Raw genomic sequence first — 26658 nt, 5'->3', positions numbered from 1 at the left:
CCGGAGGGGAAGTCGCCGGCTCAAAAAGAGAACCAGTTCTCAATGTACGCCCGGCATCGGCTTGCGCACGCGCAGCAGGTTCACCGGTCGCGCCTTTGCGGGCTTTGCCGCAGCGGCTGCCTGTGCTGCGGCGGGGGCTGCAGGCTGCTGTGCACTTCGCCGACGCAGAGACCACCATTTGCGTGCGGCCGGTGTTTCCTTGCTGTTCGATTCAAGGAAGGCGAGCACGGCGCGCACGTGGCCCACGAACTCGTCGCGGCGCGCATCACCGGAGCCATCGCCTTTCAGCATCAGCTTGCGCCAGCGGCCGGTCCATGTGCCGGGAAGTTGCTTGATCCAGCGGTTGGCCGCTTCAACCTTCACAAACGGCTCTTCGCTTTCCTCGGCGGCGTCCAGCACCACGCGCAAAGCAGCGATAACTGCATCGATATTGCCCGCCATCCTGCCCCTCCTCGCCTGACGTTCCCCAGCGGCAGTTTAGCGGCTTTCCAGCGCCAGTACACCGCAAGATGGGTGGGAATCGACGTAACGCACTGCAAATCCGTGTGAAAGTGACTTTTGGGGCGCGCCGGGTTGTCGGCTCGGGCTGGGACAGATCACTGAAGCCATTCAGGCACTGCCGCCAGCCTGCACATGCCGGGCAGATTATTGCGGCGCTCGCGGGATCTCTATCATCGTTGTTGGTATGCGCAGATCGCATGCAGCGCATGTTGCAGCGCGCCGTAGTGGCCAAGCTCAGGTAGCAGATGGCGCTCTGCATTCGGCAGCAGCGTCGCCAGCCGCTCCGACATTATCGGCGGTGTCCAGCTGTCGTGGCCGCCCGGCCAGATTACTGTTGGCGTCTTGACCCGTGTCTGCAGGCTCGACCACGGTTCCACATAGGCCAGAATTTCGCGCCGATAGCCGGCGCTGCCGTTCGCAAAGCATTGATTCAGAATGCCTTCCATCGTGCGCAGAAGCGTTCGAAAAATCAGCCCGCAGGGCTCAGGTCGCAAGGCGACCCGGCGCTTAGCGCCGCCCATATGCGGAGCGCCTTCAGGCGCGTGAGCTATACCAAGAATTTGGTGGAGCCGAGGGGAATCGAACCCCTGACCTCTGCAGTGCGATTGCAGCGCTCTCCCATCTGAGCTACGGCCCCGTTCGTTGGCGGATTTAGGATGTCGCGCCGAATCTTGTCAAGAAAAGCCAAAGCGGCGCAGAGCACCCTCGGCACAGCAGATGACGCGATGCAGGTGCGCGCGTAGCGCTGTTGCATGTGGGAAGCCTCACGCGCTGGTCATGTCAGCATGCAAAAAAGTACGCTCAAGTCTGTGGGAGGGTTCGGCACTGCCCGCTGCGGAGACGCGACACATCTCACAATCACCGCGAGCGCCCGGCGCAGTCAGAACTCACGCGCAGGCCGGCAATCGCCGGGGTATCCCGTCGCGATTTAAACCAGCTTGTGCAGTGAGTTAATTGGAGCGGGCGATGAGATTCGAACTCACGACCCTTACCTTGGCAAGGTAATGCTCTACCCCTGAGCTACGCCCGCTTCCATTTGGGTATCAACGCCGCGAAGTGCAGCGGAGGCCGCGTTATGGCGCAACTCCGCGGGCTTTGCAAGCGTCTTCAACAACACCGGGTGCGACCGGATCGCCCGACGCAATTTTGGCCCATTTTCAGCCCTTTTGGCCGGTGGCGGCGCTGAAATAACCTTGCAGGCGGCACTGGCTATAGCCCGCATCGGCAAACAAACGCTTCACTTCATGCAGGGCTATCTGACGGGTTTCGCCTACGGTTGCCGCGCAGCCCCGTTCCGGCGCGGAGCAGCACATGAGGGCGAAGACATGCCCAAGCCCGTTGGTGTTGGCTGGCTTTGCGGCGCAAGTCGCGGATGAGGCACGGCAGGCGCTCGCCGCTTTTTCCTTGGCTTCATCCTGGGTTGCCCCCCAGACGACCTGCGCGGAATTTTCCAGGTTCGGTGCAAATGCCGCCCAACGCTCCTCAGTGCCCGCGAGTGGAGCTGATCCGAACGCGACAAAGCCCAGCGTGGCGGCAACGGTTATCGGGATGGAGAGAAGGGCACTTCGGCGCATCGGGTTTCCTGCATTCAGGGCAGGCGGATGCTAGGGCCGGCTCAGTCCCGTATCAAGACATCGCTCAACACTATGCTAACTGGATCGGCCAGAGCGTTGAGTTTGCAGGATGGTTTGGCGGTGGAAGGGCGAGCTCCGCGTTATCTGCGGGGCAACGGATGCGCTCTCTTCACCTCTAATATGCAAATGCTGGGCCTATATACTGCCGCATCGCTTTGCCAATCGCTTTCAGATCCTCGCCCTGGCCTCGACAATCCATGACCGATCCAGCAGCAATCACAACCATACAGCCCGCTTCCCGTCAGAAGTTGTTCGAGCGGCTGGCCGAACTCGGCATCGAGACCGTCACGGTTGAGCATCGGCCGCTGTTCACAGTGGCTGACAGCGCCGATCTGGAGCGCGAGCTGCCCGGAGCGCACACCAAGAATCTGTTCCTCAAGGACGATAAAGGTGCGCTGTTTCTGGTGGTCGCCCAATCGACGACAAAAGTCGATCTGAAGGGATTGTCACGGCAACTCGGAGCGGGGCGCTTCAGTTTTGGCAAGCCGGAGCTGCTGCTTGAAGTGCTGGGTGTCACGCCCGGCTCGGTGACGGCGTTCGCGGTGATGAACGATGTTGCGCTCAGGGTCCGCGTGGTGATCGATGCCGCTTTGATGGCGCATGACACCGTCAACTGTCATCCGCTGGAAAACACTGCCACCACCAGCATTGCCCGCGAGGATCTGCTGCGCTTCATGCGTGCGGGTGGGCACCAGTTGACGATTGAGACGTTGAGCCGGATGGAAGATCGCCCGCCGCCGTGAGATGGCTTGGCTGGACAGTATTGGGCAGCTGAGGGAAACGGTGCCGCTTGTAACAGAAGTGGTGCATGCCGATTTGGGGCTTAGTTCCGGCGCTGGCCGCCGTGTGGAATTGAGCCGCTGGTGAAGTTTTTGTATTGAGTTGCGCACTGGTGACAGGCTTACTGACGCGCCGCGAGGAGAAACAAAGTATGGAATTTGATCTGAAGGCGTCGTCCGCAGCTGGCGGCGGTGCCGACATCATCAAAGATTCAACGACGGCGACTTTTGCCAAGGACGTGCTTGAGGCATCGCGCAGCGTTCCTGTCATTGTCGACTTCTGGGCGTCCTGGTGCGGACCCTGCAAGCAGCTCACCCCGATCCTTGAGAAAGTGGTTCGCAGCTACAACGGCAAGGTGCGGCTGGTGAAGGTGAACGTTGATGAGCATCCCGGCATCGCCGGTCAGCTCCGCGTTCAGTCCCTGCCGACGGTCTATGCGTTCCGCGATGGCCGCCCGCTGGATGGGTTTATGGGCGCCCAGCCGGAAAGCGCCGTCAAAGCATTCGTTGAGCGCCTGCTCGGCGCCGACGAGGAAGCCGACATCGCCACCATTCTCGCCACGGCCGAGCAGACGCTTGAGGAAGGCGATGTGCAGGCGGCGGCTGAAATCTATGCGGCGGTGCTGCAGCAGCATAAGGACAACGCCGCTGCGCTGGCCGGTCTTGCGCGCTGCTACCTGCAGACAGGGGATATCGATCGCGCCGATCAGGTGATCGCTCTCGTGCCACAGGCCGAAGCTTCCATCCCCTCTGTGCAGCAGGTGAAGGCCGCGCTGGAGCTGGCTCGCAAGGCTGGCGATTCCGGTGAGCTCGATGCGCTTGTGCAGCGTGTCGAGGCCAATCCCGCTGATCATCAGGCGCGCTTCGATCTCGCGGTGGGGTTAGCCGCGCAGAACAAGAAGGCTGATGCCGTCGAGCATCTGCTTGAACTTGTGCGTCGGGACCGTAAATGGAACGATGAGGCCGCGCGCAAACAGCTCGTACAATTTTTCGAGGCCTGGGGTTTCAAAGACCCTGCGGCAATCGAAGGACGCCGGAGGCTTTCTTCGCTGCTTTTCGCCTGATTGATATTGTCGATGCAAAGCCTCATCGGAGGCGGAAGGATTATGACCTGTGTCACCGACCGATCGTTACCGGCGCCCTGCAGATCTTCCGCCCCGGATCCCTGTTTTCCCGCTGCGAGGTGCCATTCTGTTGCCGCGCGCAACGCTACCGCTGAACGTCTTTGAGCCGCGCTATCTGGAGATGCTGGAAGATGTGATGGCCGGTGATCGCCTGATCGGCATCGTCCAGCCGGCCGTGCCGGGCAGTGACGATGAGGAAAGCCCGCGCGAGATCGTACCGCTGCGTTCCGTTGGATGCGTCGGTCGCGTTACGTCCTATCAGGAGGTCGACAACGGCCGCCTGTCGATCACGCTTACCGGCGTCACGCGCTACGACATCATCGATGAAGCTCTGACCGGTCGGCCGTATCGCGTCATGAGCGTAAGTTATGATCGCTTCGCCAGCGATCTCACCGAAGGCCTGGGCGAGGAGTATGTCGATCGCCCCAATCTGCTGCGCGTGCTGCGGGCTTATCTTGACGCCAACAAGCTGGAGGCAGACTGGGCCGCTATTCAGCGCGCATCCAGCGAGTTTCTCATCAACGCGCTATGCGTCATGTCTCCCTATGGCATGGAAGAAAAGCAGGCGCTGCTTGAGGCTGCAGATTTGAAAAGCCGCGCTGAAGTGCTTGTGGCTCTGGCGGAGATGGAACTTGCCGGTGGCGGCAGCGGCACGACCTTGCAGTAAGGCAACGGCTCACGCCCATGGTGCCGTTGTTCTCCGAGTGAATCATATCAGTTGACGGAAGATAAGGTGCGGTTCCATGTCAGATATCGCCGACAGCTCTGACATCCCGGAGCACAAAGTTGACCGCAAGCTGCTTGAGCTGCTGGTCTGCCCGCTGACGAAGACCCGTCTCGAATATGATGCCGTTGGGCATGAACTGATAAGCCGTGCCGCAGGTCTCGCGTTTCCGATCCGCGATGGCATTCCGCGCATGCGGCTGGAGGATGCGCGCGAACTCGATCAGCCGCATCGCGATTGAGCGTCGTTCAATGTTGTGCTGCGTGCTGCTAGGTGCGCGTCGGCCTGCCAAAGCGGCCACCCTGCCCTCCGCGGGCCTGTTCACTGCGACAGTAGAGCCTTCGGTTAACCAAGCTGCTTCAGCGTTTTGAAACGCGCGCCGTCGGATGCTCGCGCTTGATTGTGGTGGGCGTTCGGGTGCGTTGGCGTGGGCAACAAAGGTTTGCATTCTTCTGGCGCGTCAGATGACCCGCTCGCGCAGAACCGCGTGGGCGAAGCAGCTGGATCGCCTGCGGCCGTCGATGGCGCCGACGCCGTACTGTCCGGGCGTCCGTATCGCGACATAGCTACCGCGCTCACGCCGTCGCAATCTGGCCGTGCCCTCGCATCCGTCTGCGCGCTGTTGATTGCGGGCCTTGGATGCATCGGGCTGATGCTCGCCCTGCTGCCCACTCCGCTCTCCCTGTTGCAAGTCATCGGCGTCCTGGGTGGCGTGCTGACCGGTTGCGGTATTTTCTTCGCCATGCGCTGGGTTGTCGACAAGCGAGCACAGAAGCGGCAGTCTGCGAGCGTCGAAATCAACAGCGATCTTGAATGCCTGCACGATGCGCGCTGGGAATTGAGCGAGAACGAGGCCCGCTACCGTGCGCTGCTCGATACGCAGGAGCAGGCCATCGTCAGGCGCGATGCAAGCGGCAACGTCACGTTTGCCAATCGCGCATTCCGCGAGATGTTTTCCAACGCTGGAGAAGTTGTCGAAGGCCAGCCATTCGCAATCGCCGTGAGTGCCGACGACAGCAGCGCGCCGCTGTTGGCTGCCGATGGCGTGCGCTCCAAGCGCTATCTGCAGCACGCAATCACAGCATCGGGCGCGCGCTGGATCGCATGGGAAGAGCAGGTCGTTACCTCGCCCGACGGCAATGGCGGCTATGAAGTGCAGGGCGTCGGGCGCGACGTCACTGAGCAGCGGCGCTGGGAGATGGATCTGGCGGAGGCGCGCGATCAGGCCGAAGCGGCAAGCCGCGCCAAGAGCCGGTTTCTGGCTGCCGTCAGCCACGAGATCCGCACGCCGATGAACGGCATCATCGGCATGTCGGGGCTGCTGCACGATACGCCGCACACGCCCGAGCAGGAAACTTACATCAAGGCCATCGATCATTCCGCGCGGAATCTGCTGGCGCTGATTGGCGATATCCTCGACTTCTCAAAGATCGAAGCTGGCAAGCTCGTCCTGCTCGAAGCCCCGTTCAACCTGTCCAATTGCGTGCAGGATGCGGTCGAGTTGCTGGCACCGAAGGCACATGAAAAAGGGCTGGAGATCGCCTGGTCCGTAAGCGGTCTTCTGCCGGAGGTGATTGTTGGCGACGAAACACGCGTGCGCCAGATATTGCTCAATCTGCTCTCCAACGCCGTGAAGTTCACCGACAAGGGCGGCGTCAGTGTGCGCGTCATGCCGGTGCCCGGTTCGTCGTTGACCAGCGCCGATATCCCCCTCATCGTTGAAGTGCAGGATACAGGCATCGGCCTCACCGCATCCGAAGCTGAAGCGGTATTTGCCGAGTTCGAGCAAACGGAAGCCGCAGTCCGGCACGGCAAGGGCGGAACAGGGCTCGGTCTGGCAATCTCGATGCAATTGGCCCAGGCGATGGGCGGTGATGTGAGCGTCAGAAGTGAGCCGGGCAATGGCTCGGTGTTCACCGCCAGCCTGCATGTCAAGCGCACGCCGGAGGTGGAGCACGCGCACGCGCTGCAGCCGTTGGATGCTGCCCGTCACCACGACGCGCGCGTGTTGCTGGCGTTCGATCGTTCTCTTGAGCGGCGCGCTCTGTCGGAAGCATTGGGGCAGGTTGGCGTTACCGCTGCGGAGTGCGAGTTTGACGGCGCCATCGCCGCGCTCGAAGCGGCAGCGCACGCGGACGCACCCTTCGATCGCATCATTATCGACGGCAGTGTCGGACCATCGGCCGCCGGCACTTTGTTGGCTGCTGCCCGGGGCTTCAATCGTCAGGGCAAGGTTCTGGGCGCCGTGCTGATCGACGTGCTTACCCGCTCCGACCTGGCCGATTTTCGCGCCCTTGGTTTTGATGCGTACCTCGTCCGGCCTGTGCGCCCGTCGTCCATGCTGATGCATCTCGGCTTGCGTCCGGTGGCCGCCGCGCAGGCCGCAACGCCGCAACTTCCTCTGGCCATTTCTCATGACCAGCATGGCAGCGCAGTGCGCCCGGCCTCGCCCCGGCGTGTGCTGCTGGTTGAGGACAACGAGATCAACGCGCTGCTGGCCAGCCGCGTGCTTGAAAAATGCGCCTGTGATTATGTTTGCGCGCGTAACGGGGCCGAAGCTATCGCTGCTGTGCGTGAAACGCTAAATGGCGAAACCAAAGCCTACGATCTCATTCTAATGGACGTCTTCATGCCGGAGGTTGACGGCATCGAGGCCACCCGCACCATCAAGGCGCTTTATGCCGATTGCCCGTTGCCGGTTGTTTCTCCGCCGGTGGTCGCGTTGACGGCAAACACCTTTGCTGAGGATCAGGCCTGTTATCGCGAGGCCGGGATGGATGATTATCTGGCCAAGCCATTCGATCGCCGCGATCTGGAAGCGTTGCTGGACCGCTGGTTCGGCCAGTTGTCCCTCGCCAGGGCTCAATAACCAGCTCCTGCCGTTTGCCCGCCGATCCATGACAACAATCACGCGCTGGCGGCCGGCTCTCCGAAGGAGAGTCGCCAGCGCTCACCAAAATGCGCCGGCTCCGCGTAGGGGAGTCACCGGTGCAAAAAATAGGTCGGCTGAGCTGGCTGCCATTCTGAAGAATGCGATCTCACCAGCGACTTTGCCGATTGCCCTGCATCCCGGCTATGTCACGGCAAACGCGCAGCAATTTTGGGTCCGGCCGTCATAGCTGCTCTTTTGTCACGGGCAAGCGGACCCTTAGCGCCGTAAGAAAGCCTAAAGTCTGTCATGGAAGCGTGATAGCCACCTGTCGCCATTGGGAAAAATCCATAATGGACTGGTGTGGGGGAAGCCGCGCTTGGCACTTCAAGGCATGCGGCGCGCATCCTATGATGGGGTGTGATTTGAGCGGAGAGACCGAGCATGAAGGATACGGCGCGGCGGATGGCCAGCCGGCTGGCACGTAGCCCCCGACTGCAAGCGGTTCCCGGTGGTCTTTTGGCTCTGCATACGCTGAACGGCGCCAGCGCTACGCCGTTCCGCCTGCGCAAGCAGGACAAGGTCTACGGCAAGATCGGCAATCTTGAGGTCAAGCTCACGCGTCGCTGGCGCGACATCAAGCTGGCGCAGCGTCTGCGCTACAGCGTTTTCTATGAAGAGATGTCCGCCATCCCCACCAAGCGGGCCGAGATGACGCGCCGGGATCAGGATCCCTACGATGCCGTCTGCGATCACCTGCTGGTGGTTGATGGTAACCTGCCGATTGCTAATGAGGCATGGGGCAGTGTTCGCCGGCAGAAGGTCGTCGGCACCTATCGCGTGCTGCGTCAGGAGGTGGCGGAGCGCACGCTGGGCTTCTACACGCAAAGCGAATACGACATCGCGCCGCTGATTGCCGCCCGGCCACATCATCGCTTTATGGAGCTCGGCCGTTCATGCGTGCTGGAGCCCTATCGCAACAAGCGCACGGTTGAACTGCTCTGGCATGGCCTGTGGACGTATGTGCGCGAGCATAAGGTCGATGTGATGATCGGTTGCGCAAGTCTGCCGGGCACCGATCCCGACCAGCACGCCATGGCGCTCAGCTTCCTGCATCAGAACGCGCTGGCCCCGGCTGAATGGCGCTGTGCAGCGCATCCGCATTTGCACGTTCCCATGAACCGGCTGCCTGCCGACCAGATCGACGCTAAGGCCGCGCTGAAGGCGTTGCCGCCGCTCGTAAAGGGTTATCTGCGCCTCGGTGCATTCGTCGGCGATGGCGCCGTTGTTGACCGTCAGTTCGGCACAACCGACGTGCTGATCATTCTCCCCGTTGAGAAAATCGATCCGCGTTATTTCGAGCATTTCGGGGCGCCGACCGAGGTCAAGAGCAGGGTGTCCGTCGACGCTTGACAACCATTCTGCCCGGAATGCCGTCGGAAAAGCAGCCAGTCAGTTTTTCCGGCAGCGCTCTAGGCGTAAATGCTTGGGATGTGCTGGCCATCCGTTGGTGCTGTTGCCGCCGAAAACCGCTGCGCGCACAGTCTCAGTGCGCGCTCCACACCGCTGGCGCGTACCGCTGGGCTGAAGTAAAAGCCCTGCGCCTCGCTGTATCCGGCGTTGCGCACCGTCGTAAGGCACGCGGCTGTCTCCACGCCCTCAGCCACAGAATGCATGTCCAGTTCGCGGGCAAGGTCGGCCACCGATTTCACGATGGTTACGCAGTCGCGATGCTGGGGGATGTCGCGCACGAAGCTTCGGTCCAGCTTGATCTTGCGGAACGGAAAGCTGCGCAGATAGCTCAGCGTTGCAAAGCAGGATCCGAAGTCATCGAGCGAAATCATCACGCCGAGATCGTGCAGTTTGCTCAGCACTTCCTGCGTCCGCGCCCGGTCACGCATCAGAACGGATTCGGTAATTTCAAGCTGTAGCCGCTCGGGCGGCAGGCCCGTCTGCATCAGCACATCGGTGACAATCTCATATATGTCGCCGCACTCAATCTGCACCGCTGAAAGGTTCACAGCCACCTTTGTCGAGGCTGGCCAGTCCAACGCGTCGGTGCATGCCTGCTGAAGTGCCCATTTACCCATGCTCACGATCAGCTTGGTTTCTTCTGCAATCGGGATGAAATCCGCAGGGGCAATCATGCCGCGACTGGGATGCTTCCAGCGCATCAAAGCCTCGCAACACGATACCTCGCCTTTCTGCAGATCAACTATGGGCTGATAGTGCAGCACGAGTTCGGATCGCTCGACGGCGTGTTCAAGCTCTGCGCGTAGCGGGCTTAGCACGGATGCGGGTGTTCCCATGGTCTGCTGGCAAAATACGGCATGCAGGCCGCGGCCGCGTGACTTCGCCTGATAGAGAGCAAGATCAGCGCTGGCGAGAAGCTGCTCTGGCGTCTGTCCGTGCATCGGGGCAAGGGCGATGCCAATGCTGACGTCCGTAAACAGCGAGTGTCCGGCAACCTCATGTGGCAGCCGGATGCGGTCCAGCACGCGCCTTGCCAGTGCTTCGGCCAGTTCGGGTCGGTCCGCACCACATTGCAGGATTGCGAACTCGTCGCCGCCAAGCCGGCCGACTATATCGCCAGCCCGCAGGCAGCTGCGAAGGCGGTCGGCAACGCTCTTCAGGAGCCCGTCACCGACAAGATGGCCAAGCTGGTCGTTGACATCCTTGAAGTGATCAAGATCGAGCCAGAGCAGCGCGAAGCCCTTGCTGGTGTCATAGGTTCTGAACTGCTTCGTCAGGTGTTCGCGAAAGTGAAACCGGTTCGGAATCTCCGTCAGCGTGTCGTGGCGCGCCAGCCATTCGATCTTTTCGTCAGAGCGGCGTTGTGCAGTGATGTCCTCCTGCATATCCACCCAGCCGCCACCGGCAAGCGGGCGATAGCTGACACGGATGACGCGTCCGTCAGCAAGGCGCTGCACCTCTTCGATGTGGCCTTCAATCTGCAGGCGCGCAATGTGATCCTGGATCCATTCCGCAGCGCCTTTTCCAGACGTGTCAGCGCCGGTCGTGCGTTTAAGGTGATAGCGCAGGATTTCGACGAAAGGCGTACCGGGTGCCGTAAGCTCGGGCGGCAGCATGTAAACATCGGCATAGGCCCTGTTGCACACAAGAAGCCGTTGTTCGCTGTCAAACATGGAGAGCCCGCGCCCCATATGATCGATGGCGGCTTCCATGGATGAGTTCAGTCGTTCAAGCTCGCTGTTGCGCTTCAGCAGCTCGGCGAGCTGAGCGTCAAAGCTGGCGCGAAGTCTCGCGATTTGCCGGGGCTCTGCGTTGGAATGGTCTGTATGCGGCCGTTTTTTCGCAGTATCGGCGGCGTTGCGGCGGGAAATGCTTGCCACGGCTCAAAATCCTGTAATGAACAATCTACTCTGATGTACATCAGAGATAGTCTCTACATTGCTAATTGCCCTTCAAAGTTTAGGGTTTTCATCGTCGGTTAGGAAAGATGTATGCGGAGGTAATATTATCGATTGGTAACGGGTGGCGCAGGTTGTTCGCGTCACGCAATTTTGCGCATGTCATCCAGAAAGCATGCGCCACCAACAGGTATCAGGCTGTGCATCCAGTGATTCTCGCCATGCAGATTGTCAGCGGGCCACGTATGTGCCTGCCATCGTGAATAATAGTCGGCGCTGTAGCGCCCGTCAGGCGTTGGAAACCACGATTGTGATTTGCCGCTCGATAGCTGATTGATCAGTTCGTCCGGTGCGCCGCGTGCGTCGGCAGCAGCGATCTGCGCGTCAATCTCGCTGCGATCTGAAATCAGCATGAATGCTTCGTTGCCGGCATCGTCGCGCATGACGACGCCCGGCGGTGTTGTCGAAAGGCAGTATTCTGCCATGTCGAGATCATCGACCGTATTCTGGATCAGATCGCGCGCTGCGGGATCGCTGAACCATGTGCTGCCGCAAAGCTCAAGCGCGTTTGAAATCGGGCGCGATACGTCGCTGAAATACAGCTGTTGCAGCTTTTGAATGGCGTTGCGCAGCGCTTGACTGGCGTTCTGGTCCTGCTTTTGCAGAAAGCAGTCGATAAGCCCGTCATTGAAGGCCTCGACGGCAACTTCCAGCCCGGCTTTGCCGGTCAGCAATATTTTCTTTACCGGCAGATCGCGGATGGCGCGGCAGAACTCCAGTCCATCCATGTCCGGCATGTCGTAGTCAACGATGGCCACCGATATGCGCAGTTGCCTACTCGGGTCGTCGATGATCGATCGCAAACCGGAAACATCAGCACACAGCAATGCATCGGATGGATTGCGCATGGCTGCGCGTAGGCCCGCAGATGGCAGCGCGACGAGATCATACATGCGCGAATAGCAGGGATGTTGTCCCGCCTGGTTAATCAAATGCTCAAGCGCTGCGTCAGTCCGGGAAAAAGTTTGGCACGAAATATCATCGCAGAACTGAAAGACCAGGCTTTCCAAAAACAGCGGATCGTCATCGAGAGCTAGAATTGATGTTGAATGAAAAAATGGCGTCATGGCTCAGGTGTCCAGACCGAATGAAGCACTTTCCGTAAGATGTTCGTACTATGCTTTCGTATCGGATCTGGTACATCCTCGGCTAAAAATTTAGATGCTTCAATTATCAGCACGTTTGTCGCTAATGCCGTTGGCCGGTGCAGCCGCAGTGCGCCGTTCGAAGGTCGCTGTCGAGCGCCATGCAAGTTCTATTGGGCGCGCACTGCTGCATAGCTTTGGCTGCAACTATTTGCGTACTGAGCGAAGCCTTCGTCTTGCGGCGGCCTTCGGGGTGATGGCGTTTCCAGTCGGTTACTTCCTGTACTCGTCTCTGACGCCGCTGCCTCAGCGATCTGTCGGCGTCTGGTTTGCAATGGGCTGGGGATTGAGCGTCATGATCGCAGCGAAAAACCATTGGCCGATTGATATGCGGCGGCATGTGTTGGCGGTGTCCTACGCGGCGCTGCTTTATTGTCTGCCGTTTTTCAGTACGCTCATGCTGCTGATGAATGCCGAGAGCTCTGTGTGGCCGGTCGTGGCCATAGCCAGCCTCATCGTTGCCGTGCAGCTTTATGATGTTCCCAATGGCATTGCCGCTGTTGTCATCGGCGTACTGGCGGCGATGGGTGTGTTTCTCATCGTAACGGATGGCGCGCCGCTTCCGGCTGCTTGGCTAGAGATGCTGCCGGTTTATGGCGCCGTGCTCGCTGCCGCGTTTGCGCTTCGTCACATGCAGGCATCGGAGGTTGCTGAGCGCGAGAATGAGGCGGCTGCGCTTGCCGATCAAGTCGCGCATGAATGCAGAACGCCGCTGGCCGGTATTCGTCTTGAGGCCGATGGCTGCGAGTGGCTTTTGAGCCGGCTACCGGAATCAGCGGCCCGTCAGAAAATTATCGGTTCGATCCGGCGGATGCAGCAGCACGTGACATCGGCCAATTCGGTCATCGACCTCATGCTTGGCAACGCCGGTGACGCGCATTCCGATGGAGACGCGGGTGATCTCCAGCGCATGTCGTCCATCGTGCTCACCGCCGTTGAGCGTTACAGCTTCCGGCCGGATGAGCGTGGCATCGTTCGGATGGAGCTTGAAGAAGATTTCAGCTTCAAGGGGTCGGACCTGTTGATGACGCACGTGCTGTTCAATCTGATGCAGAACGGCTTGCGCGCGATTCGTGAGCGCGCGTTGGAAGGCGAGGATGAGCGCGCGCCTGAACCAAATCTCACCATCGCTCTGAAGCGCGGCGAGAACCGCAACAGCATCATCGTCTCAGATACCGGTCTGGGCATCCCGCCGCAAATCATCGATAGCGTGTTCGCGCCCTATGTGACGACGCAGCGCATTGGCGTCGGAACAGGTCTTGGGCTGTCGTTCTGCCGCATGATCGTTGAGGGTATCGGCGGCACCATCACGTGCAGTTCGCGCGCTAATGGTGGCACGCGTTTCATCATCGACTTGCCGGTGATGAATCACGCGGCGCAATCGGGCGAAGCCTGAGAAGCATCGCCCGATGTCATAGTCTTGGTGCCGAACAGGTTTGCAGGTCAGCCTTTGCGGCCGGCATCATGTGCCGCGATGGCGGCCATGTTGACGATGTCATAGTCCTTGGCGCCAAACTCGCAGATCTGCACCGGGCGGGACAATCCAACCAGTATGGGCCCGATCACCGTTGCGCCACCCAGCTCCTTCAGCATGTTGGTCGAGATCGATGCGGCGTGGAACGCTGGCATCACCAGCACATTGGCCGTGTCCGACAAGCGGCAGAACGGATAATGCCGCATCAGATCGCGGTTCAGCGCAACATCGGCGGCCATGTCGCCATCGAACTCGAAATCAACCTGCCGTTCGCTGAGAATCGCCACGGCTTCGCGCACCTGATCGGAGCGTTCGCCCTTCGGCTGACCAAACGTGGAGTAGGCGAGAAACGCGACGCGCGGTTCCATGCCAAAGCTGCGGGCGGAGCGCGCGGCTTCGGTTGCGATGTTGGCAAGCTGCACCGCGTCCGGCATGTCGTGCACGCTGGTGTCGGCAATCAGTACGGCGCGGCCACGCAGCAGCGCCATCGATGCGCCGATCAGGTGGTGGCCAGGCTCTTCGTCCAGCACGCGGGTGATTTCGTCAAAAACGTTGGTCCAGCTACGCGTCACACCGGTAACGAGTGCGTCCGCCATCCCGTGCGCCACCATCAGCGCGCCGAACACGTTGCGTTCGTTGGTGGCAAGGCGCTGGCAATCACGCTTCAGATAGCCGCGCCGCTGCAGGCGCGCGTAAAGATAGTTGGTGAACTCTTCCACGTGCGTGCTTTTGCGCGTGTCGTAGATCTGGAATTCCGGCCGCAGTGGAATGCCCAGCTCCTTGAAGCGCCGGCGGACCACGGTTTCTGTGCCGATCAGGATCGGTACACCGAAGCCCTCGGTGAAATACGTGTGCGCTGCGCGGATCACCGCTGCTTCTTCGCCTTCGGCAAACACAACCCGCTTCGGATTTGCACGCACCGCGGCGTAGGTCGATTGCAGCCACCCGGCCAGCGGATCGAGGCGCCCGCGCAGTTGCGCAGTGTAAGCATCCATGTCGACGATGGGCCGCCGCGCCACGCCTGAATCCATCGCTGCCTTGGCAACAGCTGTGGCGACGGTAACGATCAGGCGCGGGTCAAACGGTGCCGGAATGATGTACTCCGGACCGAAGCTCGGTTGCCGGCCCGCGTAGGCTGCTGCAACCTGATCGGGAACTTCTGCACGTGCCAGCGCCGCCAGCGCTTCGGCTGCGGCAATCTTCATCGCTTCGTTGATGGTTGAGGCCTGCACGTCCAGAGCGCCACGGAAGATAAACGGGAAGCCCAGCACGTTGTTGATCTGGTTTGGATAGTCGGAGCGGCCCGTCGCTACGATGGCGTCGCTGCGCGCCGCCGCCACTTCTTCCGGCGTGATTTCCGGATCAGGATTGGCCATCGCGAAGATGATCGGCTTCTCCGCCATCGATCGCACCATGTCGGCGGTAACAGCGCCCTTGGCCGACAGGCCGAACAGCACGTCCGCGCCTTCCAGCGCTTCGGCCAATGTGCGCGCCTTGGTGTCCGCCGCGTAGGCGGACTTCCACTGGTTCATGCCTTCCTTGCGGCCCTGATAGACGACGCCCTTGGTGTCGCACAGGATCACGTTGCTCTTGGGGATGCCCATGGCAACGGCGAGTTCAAGGCATGCGATGCCAGCCGCGCCCGCGCCGTTCACCACCAGCTTGCAGTCCTTCAGCTCACGCCCCGTCAGTGCAGCTGCATTGATCAGTCCGGCTGCGCAGATGATGGCGGTGCCGTGCTGGTCGTCGTGGAACACCGGGATGTTCATCAGCTCTTTCAGGCGCTGCTCAATAATGAAGCAGTCCGGCGCCTTGATGTCCTCAAGGTTGATGCCGCCAAATGAGGGGCCAAGGAACCGCACCGAGTTGATGAACTCCTCGGTGTCCTGGGTGTCGACCAGCAGGTCGATGGCGTCGATGTCGGCGAAGCGCTTGAACAGCGCGCCCTTGCCCTCCATCACCGGCTTGGAGGCCAGCGCCCCCAGATTACCGAGACCCAGAATTGCCGTCCCGTTCGAAACCACAGCAACGAGATTGCCTTTGTTCGTGTAGTCATAGGCCGCGTGCGGGTTCTCGGCGATGGCGTGCACGGGTGCCGCAACGCCGGGCGAATAGGCCAGCGACAAGTCCCGCTGTGTCGCCAGCGGCTTTGTCGGTGTGATCTCCAGTTTTCCCGGCTTTCCCTGCGCGTGGAACTGTAGCGCTTCTTGATCGGTGAAATGAACGGCTTCGGCTTTCGGATTACGGGAAGAGCTCATTGGAGAAACTGTGCGTCCTCTGGGGATATTCTGTTGAAAAGCCCCGCACCATAGGCGTGCGGGTGCGCATAAACAATCAAGCCATTGGCTATACTAGGCACGCAGGTTGTGACGAAGCGTAAAGCCGCATCGCTTTGCATGTGAAAGAAACACCTGATTTCATTGCGCCCGGCCGCTTGGGCAGGTACGGCGAACCGTCATGTGGGCGGTCGTGGTCTCCGCCTAAAGACGTAAGGCGATGGATGTGGGGGATGGCCGCCAATGGCCGGTAAAGAAGCACAGGCGAAGCAGCGAACCGGCGCTTACGTGGCAGCCCCCGCCACTGACGACAATTCCGGCTTCGCTGACGATCAGGCTGGCATCGGCGCTGTAGCCGACGCGGCCGCCGGTGATGCTGCTTCCGCTGGGGCAACCGCCTCCGCTGCAACCGGCCAACCGCTCACCACGCCGTCAGCCATTGCCGACGCTTCGCCCTCGATGGCGCAGTTCCTGGAGATCAAGGCTGCGCATCCTGATTGCCTGCTCTGGTATCGCATGGGCGATTTCTACGAGCTGTTCTTTGAGGACGCCGCCATCGCCGCCGCGACGCTCGGCATCGTGCTCACCAAGCGCGGCAAGCATGCGGGGCAGGACATCCCCATGTGCGGCGTGCCCGTGCACCGCGCCGACGAATATCTGCAGCGTCTCATCCGCGCTGGCCATCGCGTCGCCGTGGCGGAGCAACTCGAAGATCCGGCCGAGGCGCGCAAGCGCGGTTCCAAGTCGGTCGTCCGCCGTGACGTCGTGCGGCTGGTCACGCCGGGCACGATCACGGAAGAAGCGCTGCTCGACGCCAAGGTCCGCAACTATCTCACGGCGCTGTTCAGGCCCCCCGTGCAGGCTGTAGCAGGCAGCGGCAGCGCGGGTTCCTACGCGCTTGCTTCCGTCGACATCTCAACCGGTGAGATGGAGGTCGGCGAGATCGCCGCTGCCGATCTGCCGGGCGAACTTGCGCGACTTGCCCCCGGCGAAGTCATCACATCCGACGCAGTGCTCGCCGATGCCGATGTACGCGGCTGGATCGTCCGGCTCGGCGCGGCTGCAACGCCGGTTCCGAACGCATACTTCGACAGCCTCGGCGGTGAAGCGAGCCTCAAAAAGCATCTCAAGGTGGCGGAACTGGGCGGCTTCGGCAGCTTCACCCGTGCTGAGTTGGCCGCGCTCGGCGCCATCTTGAAATACATCGAGCTGACGCAGATGGGCCAGCAGCCCGCGCTGCGCCCGCCGAAGCGTTCCGGTTCCGATTCCATTCTGCTCATCGATGCCGCCAGCCGTGCCAGTCTGGAGCTGGTGCGTTCGGCGTCGGGCGACCGGCAGGGCAGTCTGCTGTCGGCCATCGACCGCACAGTTACCGGCAGCGGCGCGCGTGAACTTGCCGCCCGTCTCGCCAGCCCGCTGCGCGATGTTGCGCGCATCAACGCGCGGCTCGATGCGGTCGGCTATCTCATCGGTCAGGAAACTCTGCGCTCCGATCTGCGTGCTGCGCTCAACGCCGCCCCCGACATCGCCCGTGCCACGTCGCGGCTCAGCTTCGGGCGTGGTTCGCCGCGCGATCTCGCCGCCGTGCGCGATGGCCTAGCCTGTGCCGCCCGCTGCGCCGATCTGCTTGAGAACGAGACTTCCGGCATCGGCTTGCCGGAGGAGCTGCAGCGCATCGCGAGCGAACAGCGCGCGGTGACGCCCGATCTCAGCGCCATGCTCACCGACGCGCTGGTCGAAGATCCACCGCACCTGAAACGCGACGGCAATTTCGTGCGGCCGGGATATCGCACCGAGCTGGACGATGTGCGCCGCCTGAAAGAAGATGGCCGCGGTGTCATAGCCGGTCTGGAAGCGAAATACGTCGAGCAGACCGGCGTTAAATCGCTCAAGGTGCGCCACAACAATATCCTGGGTTATTTCATCGAGGTCACGCAGGGCAACGCCAAGCCGCTGCTTGAAGAGCCGCTCTCATCCGAGTTTCGCCATCGCCAGACGATGGCCAGCGCTGTCCGCTTCACCACCATTGAGCTTAGCGAGATCGAAGGTCGCATCGCATCGGCAAGCGAGCGTGCGCTCAGTCTTGAGCAGGAAATATTTGCCGATCTGGCGCGCGCCATTGAGGCCAGTGTCGATGGCCTCGGACGCATCGCGGCAGCCTTGGCAGAGCTGGACGCCACAGCGGCGCTGGCGGAACTGGCGCGTGAGGAAGATTACGTCCGCCCCGTCGTCGACAATAGTCGCGTGTTCGATATTCGCGGCGGACGCCATCCCGTGGTGGAGCAGGCGCTTCGGGCTGCGAAGGCGGGAGCGTTCATCGAAAACGACTGCGTGTTGTCGGCTGGCGCATCAGCATCGGAAGACGATACAGCGGGGGTCGCGCACGCGCCCGCCACAAGCGAGCACGACGGCAACATCTGGCTCGTCACCGGCCCCAACATGGCGGGCAAATCAACCTTCCTGCGCCAGAACGCGCTCATCGCTGTGCTGGCGCAAATGGGCGCTTACGTTCCCGCCCGCTCCGCCACCATCGGTGCGCTGGACCGCCTGTTCAGCCGTGTCGGCGCCTCGGACGATCTGGCGCGCGGCCGCTCCACATTCATGGTCGAGATGGTCGAGACAGCGGCGATACTCAATCAGGCAAGTGATCGATCTTTAGTCATTCTGGATGAGATCGGGCGCGGCACGGCCACCTTCGATGGCCTGTCGATCGCGTGGGCAACGGTGGAATATCTGCACGATGTGCTGCGCGCACGCGCACTTTTCGCCACCCATTACCACGAGCTTACCGATCTGGCGCGCCGTCTCGCGGGCGTCGTCAATGTCACCATCGACGTGCGCGAATGGCAGGATGATATCGTCTTTCTGCACAAAGTTAAGTCAGGCGCGGCCGACCGCTCCTATGGTATTCAGGTCGCCAAGCTCGCCGGCTTGCCGGAGGGTGTCGTTGGCCGCGCGCGAGAAGTTCTGGCGCTGCTGGAAAAGTCGGAACGCGGGAAGGGCGCGCGCAATGGCGGTCTGGATGACCTGCCGCTGTTTGCAGCAAGCCAGCCCGCAGCGCCGCCGCCTCAGCCCGCCGGTCCCACAGCGTTGGAAATGGCGCTTGATGCCATGCAGCCCGATGAGTTGACGCCACGCGCGGCGCTGGATGCTATCTATCGGCTCAAGGCGCTACGAACGAAGCATTCGTAGAGTGCTTCCGAACTAAGTGAGACGTTAAACAGGCGGGGCGCACGGTAGGGCCGCTTGCAATTGAGAAGGGTCGCTGGCGAAACACGTATGGATACGGCCAACGAACAGACACCAGCGCCCTATTTCGATCCGGCGGCAATGCGCGCCGAGCTTGCCGCCATCCTGCGTGAACACGGCGGCGTCGCCGACAAGGCGCGTAACGCGGTGGTCGAACGGCTAAAGCGCCTCGTTGCCGATGCCCGCGCGCTGGCACGGGCGCAGCTTGAGGTCGGTCATCGCGGCCGCCAGTGCGCCGAGGGGTTGTCGCACTTTCAGGATGAGCTGATCCGTCTGCTCTACGATTACACGGTCGACAACATCTACCGGGCCACCAATCCTTCCGACGCGGAGCGGATGGCTATTGTTGCAACCGGCGGCTACGGGCGCGGTCTGCTGGCGCCGGGGTCGGACATCGATCTGCTGTTTTTGCTGCCCTACAAAAAAACGGCATGGGCTGAGAGCGTCGCCGAATACATTCTCTATGCGCTGTGGGATCTGGGATTCAAGGTCGGGCACGCCACGCGCACCATCGACCAGTGCATCAAGCTCAGCTCCGACATCACCATCCGCACTGCCTTGCTCGACGCCCGCCTGATTTACGGCGACGGTCAACTTTTCGGCGAGTTTGAGGACCGCTTCCACACCGAGGTTGTTGCGGGTACGGCGCGCGCCTTCATAGACGCGAAGATGGCCGAACACGATGCGCGACACCGCGTGGCGGGCGAGAGCCGCTACAAGGTGGAGCCCAACGTCAAGGACGGCAAAGGCGGCTTACGCGATCTGCATACGCTGCATTGGCTGTCGAAATACATTTACGGCCAGGGCGTCGGCGCGATGACCGTCGCGGCTGGAATTTTTCGCCCTTCTGAAGTTGCGACCTATCGGCGGTGCGAAGATTTTCTATGGACGGTGCGCTGCTTCATGCACTTCGGTTCAGGCCGCGCCGAAGAGTTGCTCTCGTTTGACGTGCAGCCATGGATGGCGCGACAACTCGGCTACAATGATCGCGGAGGCCTGCGCGGCGTCGAACGCTTCATGAAGCATTATTTTCTTGTCGCGAAAGATGTGGGCGATCTCACCACCATCCTGTGTTCGGCGCTGGAAATGCAGCAGCTCAAGGGCACGCCGGCAATTGGCAGCTATTTCCGGCCATCGAGCTGGAAGCAGCGCCGTCAGTTGCGCACGCGCACCGATTTCAGGGTTGAGAACGATCGCCTCAATGTATCGGACTCAGATGTATTTCGCCGCGATCCGGTAAATCTCGTACGCTTTTTTTCTGCGGCGCATCTGTCGAATTCATTTCTGCATCCCGATGCGATCCGCCTGCTACGGCAATCGAGGTTGCTGATCGACGACAACCTGCGCAACGACCCGGAAGCCAATCGCATCTTTCTTGAGTTGCTGAGCGGGCATGAAAATCCGGAGATGTCGCTGCGGCGCATGAACGAAGCGGGTGTGCTGGGGCGTTTCGTGCCGGAGTTCGGCCGCGTTGTCGGCATGACGCAGTTCAACATGTATCACAGCTATACGGTTGACGAGCATCTGCTGCGAACGGTCGGCATGCTCGCTGACATCGAACGCGGTGGTGCTGTCGACGAGCTTCCGCTTGCAACCAAGATCATCAGTTCAATCAAGAATCGGCGGGCGCTTTATGTTGCGGCTTTTCTGCACGACATCGGCAAAGGACGCGTTGAAGATCATTCCATCGTCGGCGCCCGCGTCGCGCGCAAGCTGGGGCCGCGCTTTGGTCTCACCGCGGCTGAAACGGAAACCGTTGCGTGGCTGATCGAGCAGCATCTCACCATGAGCAACATCGCGCACAGCCGCGATCTGTCGGATCCAAAAACCATCCGCGATTTTGCCGATGTGGTGCAAAGCCCGGAGCGCCTGAAGCTGCTGTTGCTGCTTACCGTTGCGGATATCCGTGCTGTCGGTCCGGGGGTGTGGAACGGCTGGAAGGGTCAGCTCCTGCGCACCCTCTATCACGAGACTGAACCGCTCGTGGCTGGCGGCCATACACAGATCAAGCGCAGCGAGCGTGTCGCCGAGGCGCAGGATGCGTTGCGGCGCGAATTGACCGACTGGGCGCCGGAGGAGATCGATCGTTACATCGATCAGCACTATCCCGATTACTGGTTGCGCACCGATGCTGAGCATCGCATCGAGCATGCGCGCCTGTTGCGCAAGGCGGAGCAGGAAGGACTGGCCGTCGCCACCGATACGCACACGGATGCGTTCACCGCCATCACCGAGTTGACCGTCGTCGCGCCCAATCATCCGCGATTGCTGGCACTACTGGCGGGTGCATGCGCCGCCACCGGCGCGAACATCGCTGGCGCGCACATCATGACCACGCGCGATGGCCGTGCGCTCGATACCTTCGTTCTCAATCGCGCATTTGAGACCGACGAGGACGAACTGCGCCGTGGTCAACGCATCGGCGCTCTCATCGAGCGGCTGTTGCGCGGCGATGCGTGGCTCGACACACTTTTAGCCGAGCGAGCTGCGCCGCCGCGGCGGGTGCTGGCCTTCACCGTTGAACCCGATGTCATCATCAATAATGCGTTATCTGATAATTACACGGTGGTCGAGGTGGCGGGGCGCGACCGTCCCGGCCTGCTGTATGAGCTGACGAGCACGCTGTCGGATCTGCTGCTCGACATCACATCCGCGCATGTAACTACGTTCGGCGAGAAGGCCGTCGACGTGTTCTACGTTACCGATCTCACCGGCAAGAAGATCGAGCGCGAGGCGAGGCAGGATGCCATCCGCGAACGGCTTATCGCGGTGCTCGACCGTGACGCTGGCGACAGCAAATAGCTTTTTTGTGCGCTCGACGACTGCGCTCCGCACAGCCGGGCGCGTAATTCTAACTACACCGCGTTACTGTTGTTGGAAACCACCAAGCCGTCATGCGAGGCTCCTGCCTCCTCACACCGTCATCCCGACGCAGGTCGGGATCCACGCCAGTGGCCGCATGTGCGTCTGATGCAGTTGGCTGCAACGAAGAAGCTCTAGCGCGAGATGACAAGCTCCACGCGCCGGTCAAGCTGCCATAGGTCGTCCTGGGCAAAGTCCCCGCGCACGACGCCGAGATACGGCTCCGTCTTGCCCTTCGGCACCAGTTCCAGCGACCCTTCATAACCGCCTTCGCGCAGGAACGTGGCCACAGCTTCCAGCCGATCGCGGGAAAGTCGCATGTTGAGTTCGTGCGAGCCCCGTTCGTCAGCATGGCCGGTCAGCGTCACATTCGGAAAGCGTTTGATCTGCAGGTATTCCAACAGCAACCCGGCAGCGCGTCGCCCCTCCGCCGTCAACGTCGACTGATTGTAGACGAAGGTCACCGGCACCGGCACGGAAAGGCTTGTGGCCGCCACGTTGGCGCTGGCCTCTCTGGCCGTTGCGGTGGGCGAAAGATCAGCAGCGGCCACTTCCGTCGCTGGCGCCAATTCGCTGGCGGTCGCGGCGTTCTGCGGCGGCTCGCTGGACAGCGCGGTGGCTGGTGGCAATGCCGCAGCGGAAGCGGCTGCTGCAGGCACCTGCTCCGCGATAGCCGTTGCAGCGCCGTTCGACACAACGGTATCCGGCTGTGATGTCGTCGGTTTCGTGTCGGCATGCTGACCACCAGCGTCCGCCGCCGATGGAGAGGCTTGCGCCGATGATTGCGCCGCGCCGCCACCTGCATCGGCATGATGATCGTGCGCGGCTTCCGCGTGTCTATCGTCGCTGGCCGCATTGCTATCCGATGCCGTCCCGGCCGGTGCATCGGCTTGTGCCTTGGCTGCTTCGTCGGAGCTGTCAGCCGTCTTCGGCATCAACGCCTGTTGCTGTCCCGGCGCGCCAGCAGCATCGGCCCCCGCATCTGCTGGTTCCGCTTGATGCACATGACCGGCATGCGTCTCAGCCTCGCCGTGTGCTTCCTTCGCCGCCTTCGCCTCCGCTTCAGCCTCTGCGCGGGCCTCCGCCACCATGCCTTCCAGGTTCTTCATCTGGTCGGCCTTGACGGCAGCCGCGGCGCCCGATGCGGGTGCGGCAGCGTCGCCCGCGTTTCCGGCTGGCGTAGTGGCGTCGGCAGCTGCCGCATGCTCCGCTGATCCCGCAGTAGCCTGCGCAACTGCCCCAGCATTGCCATTGCCGGCTATGTTCGGAGGCGAAAGCGGCAGTGGCCGCGCTGCCCTGGATGCTTGCGGGTGGTTTGAAGCATCCCCTGCTTCAGCCACCACAGCTCCGTGGTCGCGTTGTTCCGTACCGCCGTCCTGCCGCTCGCCCGCACGAGCCGCTACCCGATCCCGCTCGCTTCCATGCGCCGATCCGCTTTGCGCCGCCTTGAACAGCGCCAGTTTCGCATCGGGGTTGGAAATCGGCTTGTCGATCGTCAGCGCCCACTCGCCGTTCTCGTCAACGTCTGCTGTGCCGATTGCCTCCCCGTCGGCCGTGATCGTCACGCGGCTGTTCGGCTCTCCCGTACCAGCAAACACCGAGGCCCCTTCCGGATCGATGCGCGCGATATCGAATGCGGGCGCATCCCCTGGAGACTTCGCATCGCTTGGCGCCAGCGCCTCCTTCAGGGCTTCCAGATCACTCGCGGGATTCTCCGCTGCCGGTTTCGGCGCGGTTTCCTCGGCAGCCGCTTCCTTTTGCGTCGCCCCGCGCTCAGCCTGTTGCGGCAGCGGATTTACATCGAGCAGCCACACGGCGCCGCCAAACAGCGACAGCAACCCCAGCACCAAAGGAACAACGAACTTCAAAAGCATGGATACATTCCGGCACGGGCCCCCCGGCCCCAGCGGGGCGGAGTGTCCGGCATTTAGGGCCTGTATTCAAGGCCGTCCCATAGGATGCTCAGCCTGAAAGCGACCGCTGACATCGGTTCAGGAAGAGATCTGCCGGTCGCCGGCTCCCCGGAACAGAAACGCCATCAGGAAGCCGGCGAAAAAGCCGCCAACGTGCGCCATGTAGGCGACGCCGCCCATATCCTGAGTAGATTCATCAGTGTAGGCGATCGATCCGACGCCGCTGAAAAGCTGCAGCACGATCCAGAACCCAAGCACCACGATGGCCGGCATCGCCACCACATCGCGCCCGAACAAAACGTTTACCCTGGCGCGCGGGAACATCAGCAGATAGGCGCCCAGAACGCCCGCGATCGCACCCGAGGCGCCAACATTCGGAATGTTCGAGCCCGGCAGCACCAGATACTGGGCGAACGTCGCCGCCAGCCCTGCCACCAGATAGAAAATCAGATACTTGAGATGCCCGAATCGATCCTCGACGTTGTCGCCGAAGATCCACAGGTAAAGCATGTTGCCGCCCAGATGCATCCAGCCGCCGTGCATGAACATGGCGGTGAACAGCGTTGGAATGTTGCCATATGGGTCAGCGGAAAATCGGGCCGGGATAAACGCCCATTGCTGAATGAAGGCGTCGCCTTCTTGCAATTCAAGCAGGAACACCAGCACGTTGATGGCGATCAGGGCATAGGTGACATAGGGCGTCGTGCGCCGTGCAGAATTGTCATCGCCTAACGGGAACATGCAGCCTGCTCCTCCCTGGTTGCCGTCAGGTTGTGCGGTGTCGGGATCGTATGTCAACGGTCCGGCTCGCAAAACGGCGAGATAGCAAGGGCATCATGGCGTCTTTCGACCTAAAGAACGCGGCATCGGGCCTTAGAACAGCCTCGCCATAGCAATAGGCGTTGCGCAGCAGCCTGTTGCCCTGATAGGCCATCTGGCTGTTTGCCCATGGAAACCACGGTACAGCTCGGCGCCGATGAAACTATACCGCTCCTTTGCAACCGTCGGCGGCCTCACCATGGTCAGCCGCGTGTTTGGCTTCATGCGCGATATCGCATTCGCATGGGCCTTCGGTTCCGGCATGGTGGCCGACGCCTTCAACGTGGCGTTCCGCTTTCCCAACCTGTTCCGCCGCCTGTTCGGTGAGGGGGCGTTCAACTCCGCCTTCATTCCGCTGTTCGCCAAGGAGCTGGAGGGCAACGGCAAGGATGAGGCGCGCGCTTTCGCTGAAGAAGCGATGAGCGGTTTGTTCGCGGTGCTGATCGGGCTCACCATCGTCGCCATTCTGACGATGCCGTGGCTCATGTACATCCTGGCGCCGGGCTTCGCGGCAACGCCGGAAAAGTTCGATCTGGCCGTGCTGCTCACGCAGATCGCATTTCCTTATCTGTTGTGCATGTCGTTGGTGGCGCTGTTCTCCGGCGTGCTCAACACGTTCGGCAAGTTCGTTGAAAGCTCGTCGGTCTCGATCGTTCTCAATCTCACCTTGCTGGCGGCGATCTTTATCGGATTTGCGTTGGGATATCAGAACACGCCCGCAGGCGGCATTGTGCAGGCCATCGGTGTTTTCGTTGCGGGCGTGCTGCAGCTCTGGCTGCTGATCGATGGTTTGAGGCGCAACAATTTCACGCTCAAACTGCGCCGTCCGCGCATGACGCCGCGCATGTGGCGCCTCATCAAACTGGGCATTCCCGGCGTGATTGCCGGTGGCGTCACGCAGATCAACATTCTCATCGGCACCATCATCGCTTCGATGCAGGGCGGCGCCGTTTCGCAGCTTTATTATGCCGATCGGCTTTATGAGCTTCCACTCGCCATCGTGGGTATCGCTATCGGTGTGGTGCTGTTGCCGGATGTGTCGCGTCATTTGCGTGCGGGCAATCACGAGGCGGTGCACGATGCGCAGAACCGCTCGTTAGAATTTTCCATGCTGCTGACGTTCCCGGCTGCTGTCGCGTTGGCGGTGGTGCCGCAGCCAATTGTGTCAGCGCTGTTTGAGCGCGGCATGTTCCTCGCCAGCGATACCGCAGCCACATCAGCGCTGCTCGCTGTGTTCGCAATTGGTCTGCCCGGCTTCGTGCTGATCAAGGTGTTCTCGCCGTCATACTTCGCGCGTGAGGACACCAAGACGCCGATGTTCTATGCGATGATCAGCCTGACGGCGAACACGCTCGGCTCCATCGCGCTGTTCTTCCTGTTCCGCTCCTACGGCTGGATGCCCCATCTCGGCATCGCCGTCGCCACCACGCTGGGCGGGCTGCTCAATGCCGGACTACTCTATGCAACACTGGCGCGGCGCGGCGATTTTGTTCTGGATCGGCGCGTCAAGCGCACGCTGCCGCGGATCGTGCTGGCCAGCGTTCTGATGGGTGTCGTGCTGTGGCTGGTCGCCCGTGCGCTCAGCCATCATTTCGGGCCGGATGCCGCCGAATGGTCCCGCTTCCTGGCGCTGTTTGGTGTCGTTGGCGCGGGGCTCGTCACATACGCAGTGGCCGTTTTCCTGACCGGCGCACTCGATCGCCGGCAGCTCCGTAGCTTCATCAAGCGCTGATATCGCAGCCTTTGCTGATGCGGGAGCGCACACGCAGGGCGTCGGCTGCCAGTCCACATCGCGGCTTTCGCGGCCCAAAGCCTTGCGCCTTTGGCCCAGCCGCGCCATAAACCCGCGCGCCAACGC

General features: G+C 61.4%; 18 protein-coding genes and 2 tRNA genes. 10 read left to right on the top strand and 10 right to left on the bottom strand.

Annotated features, from left to right (window positions below):
- Positions 1 to 39: 39 nt before the first annotated feature.
- The 5 genes from QEZ49_RS12995 to QEZ49_RS12975 all read right to left on the bottom strand — a co-directional run bounded on the left by QEZ49_RS12995 (position 40) and on the right by QEZ49_RS12975 (position 2075).
- A complete protein-coding gene (locus QEZ49_RS12995) occupies positions 40 to 441 on the bottom strand; it encodes a hypothetical protein (RefSeq protein WP_280387510.1) in 402 nt (133 codons plus the stop codon).
- A gap of 230 nt (positions 442 to 671) precedes the next feature.
- Complete coding sequence (locus QEZ49_RS12990; protein ID WP_280387508.1) at positions 672 to 1022, bottom strand: hypothetical protein; 351 nt, start codon at positions 1020 to 1022, stop codon at positions 672 to 674.
- Positions 1023 to 1062: 40 nt separating this feature from the next.
- A tRNA-Ala gene (locus QEZ49_RS12985) sits at positions 1063 to 1138 on the bottom strand.
- A 318-nt stretch (positions 1139 to 1456) separates the two neighbouring features.
- Positions 1457 to 1531 (bottom strand) — tRNA-Gly (locus QEZ49_RS12980).
- 127 nt (positions 1532 to 1658) lie between these two features.
- Positions 1659 to 2075 carry a hypothetical protein gene (locus tag QEZ49_RS12975; RefSeq protein WP_280387506.1) on the bottom strand — a complete coding sequence of 139 codons (417 nt, stop codon included), beginning with the start codon at positions 2073 to 2075 and terminating at the stop codon, positions 1659 to 1661.
- A gap of 257 nt (positions 2076 to 2332) precedes the next feature.
- Here QEZ49_RS12975 and QEZ49_RS12970 point away from each other — a divergent pair, with 257 nt between their 5' ends.
- The 6 genes from QEZ49_RS12970 to QEZ49_RS12945 all read left to right on the top strand — a co-directional run bounded on the left by QEZ49_RS12970 (position 2333) and on the right by QEZ49_RS12945 (position 9044).
- Complete coding sequence (locus QEZ49_RS12970; protein WP_280387505.1) at positions 2333 to 2878, top strand: prolyl-tRNA synthetase associated domain-containing protein; 546 nt, start codon at positions 2333 to 2335, stop codon at positions 2876 to 2878.
- A gap of 188 nt (positions 2879 to 3066) precedes the next feature.
- Complete coding sequence (trxA, locus tag QEZ49_RS12965) at positions 3067 to 3978, top strand: thioredoxin (protein ID WP_280387503.1); 912 nt, start codon at positions 3067 to 3069, stop codon at positions 3976 to 3978.
- 49 nt (positions 3979 to 4027) lie between these two features.
- Complete coding sequence (locus QEZ49_RS12960; RefSeq protein WP_280387500.1) at positions 4028 to 4705, top strand: LON peptidase substrate-binding domain-containing protein; 678 nt, start codon at positions 4028 to 4030, stop codon at positions 4703 to 4705.
- An 85-nt stretch (positions 4706 to 4790) separates the two neighbouring features.
- Positions 4791 to 5003 (top strand): Trm112 family protein, encoded by a 213-nt coding sequence (locus QEZ49_RS12955; RefSeq protein ID WP_280388560.1) that lies wholly within the window; start codon positions 4791 to 4793, stop codon positions 5001 to 5003.
- A gap of 186 nt (positions 5004 to 5189) precedes the next feature.
- Entirely contained in the window at positions 5190 to 7631 is a 2442-nt protein-coding gene (locus QEZ49_RS12950; RefSeq protein WP_280387499.1) for an ATP-binding protein, read from the top strand.
- A gap of 444 nt (positions 7632 to 8075) precedes the next feature.
- Positions 8076 to 9044, top strand: a complete 969-nt coding sequence (locus tag QEZ49_RS12945; RefSeq protein ID WP_280387497.1) for a GNAT family N-acyltransferase — start codon at positions 8076 to 8078, stop codon at positions 9042 to 9044.
- 59 nt (positions 9045 to 9103) lie between these two features.
- On the opposite strand, the gene QEZ49_RS12940 is transcribed toward QEZ49_RS12945, so the two are convergent.
- Together QEZ49_RS12940 and QEZ49_RS12935 are read right to left on the bottom strand one after the other, a co-directional pair.
- Complete coding sequence (locus QEZ49_RS12940) at positions 9104 to 10984, bottom strand: EAL domain-containing protein (RefSeq protein ID WP_280387495.1); 1881 nt, start codon at positions 10982 to 10984, stop codon at positions 9104 to 9106.
- A 161-nt stretch (positions 10985 to 11145) separates the two neighbouring features.
- Complete coding sequence (locus tag QEZ49_RS12935; protein WP_280387493.1) at positions 11146 to 11955, bottom strand: response regulator; 810 nt, start codon at positions 11953 to 11955, stop codon at positions 11146 to 11148.
- Positions 11956 to 12502: 547 nt separating this feature from the next.
- On the opposite strand from QEZ49_RS12935, the gene QEZ49_RS12930 reads away from it, so the two are divergent.
- Positions 12503 to 13603: a HAMP domain-containing sensor histidine kinase gene (locus QEZ49_RS12930; RefSeq protein ID WP_280387491.1), complete on the top strand. Its 1101-nt coding sequence runs from the start codon at positions 12503 to 12505 to the stop codon at positions 13601 to 13603.
- A gap of 47 nt (positions 13604 to 13650) precedes the next feature.
- Here QEZ49_RS12930 and QEZ49_RS12925 read toward each other — a convergent pair whose 3' ends face one another.
- A complete protein-coding gene (locus QEZ49_RS12925) occupies positions 13651 to 15939 on the bottom strand; it encodes an NADP-dependent malic enzyme (protein ID WP_280387490.1) in 2289 nt (762 codons plus the stop codon).
- A 261-nt stretch (positions 15940 to 16200) separates the two neighbouring features.
- On the opposite strand from QEZ49_RS12925, the gene mutS reads away from it, so the two are divergent.
- The gene (gene mutS / locus QEZ49_RS12920) at positions 16201 to 19149 is read left to right on the top strand and encodes a DNA mismatch repair protein MutS (RefSeq protein WP_280387488.1); all 2949 of its coding nucleotides are present in this window, start codon (positions 16201 to 16203) and stop codon (positions 19147 to 19149) included.
- An 87-nt stretch (positions 19150 to 19236) separates the two neighbouring features.
- Positions 19237 to 22008 carry a [protein-PII] uridylyltransferase gene (locus QEZ49_RS12915; protein ID WP_280387485.1) on the top strand — a complete coding sequence of 924 codons (2772 nt, stop codon included), beginning with the start codon at positions 19237 to 19239 and terminating at the stop codon, positions 22006 to 22008.
- 194 nt (positions 22009 to 22202) lie between these two features.
- Here QEZ49_RS12915 and QEZ49_RS12910 read toward each other — a convergent pair whose 3' ends face one another.
- Together QEZ49_RS12910 and QEZ49_RS12905 are read right to left on the bottom strand one after the other, a co-directional pair.
- Positions 22203 to 23942: an OmpA family protein gene (locus QEZ49_RS12910; protein ID WP_280387483.1), complete on the bottom strand. Its 1740-nt coding sequence runs from the start codon at positions 23940 to 23942 to the stop codon at positions 22203 to 22205.
- A gap of 117 nt (positions 23943 to 24059) precedes the next feature.
- Entirely contained in the window at positions 24060 to 24722 is a 663-nt protein-coding gene (locus tag QEZ49_RS12905; protein WP_280387481.1) for a rhomboid family intramembrane serine protease, read from the bottom strand.
- Positions 24723 to 24957: 235 nt separating this feature from the next.
- Here QEZ49_RS12905 and murJ point away from each other — a divergent pair, with 235 nt between their 5' ends.
- Positions 24958 to 26532 carry a murein biosynthesis integral membrane protein MurJ gene (gene murJ, locus QEZ49_RS12900; RefSeq protein ID WP_280387479.1) on the top strand — a complete coding sequence of 525 codons (1575 nt, stop codon included), beginning with the start codon at positions 24958 to 24960 and terminating at the stop codon, positions 26530 to 26532.
- Positions 26533 to 26658 lie beyond the last annotated feature (126 nt).

It is taken from the genome of Hyphomicrobium sp. D-2, assembly GCF_029872155.1.
In the GTDB taxonomy this organism is placed as follows: Bacteria; Pseudomonadota; Alphaproteobacteria; order Rhizobiales; family Hyphomicrobiaceae; genus Hyphomicrobium_A.
Note: the sequence above shows the minus strand (reverse complement) of the source record. Positions and strands in the feature narration are given on the sequence as shown.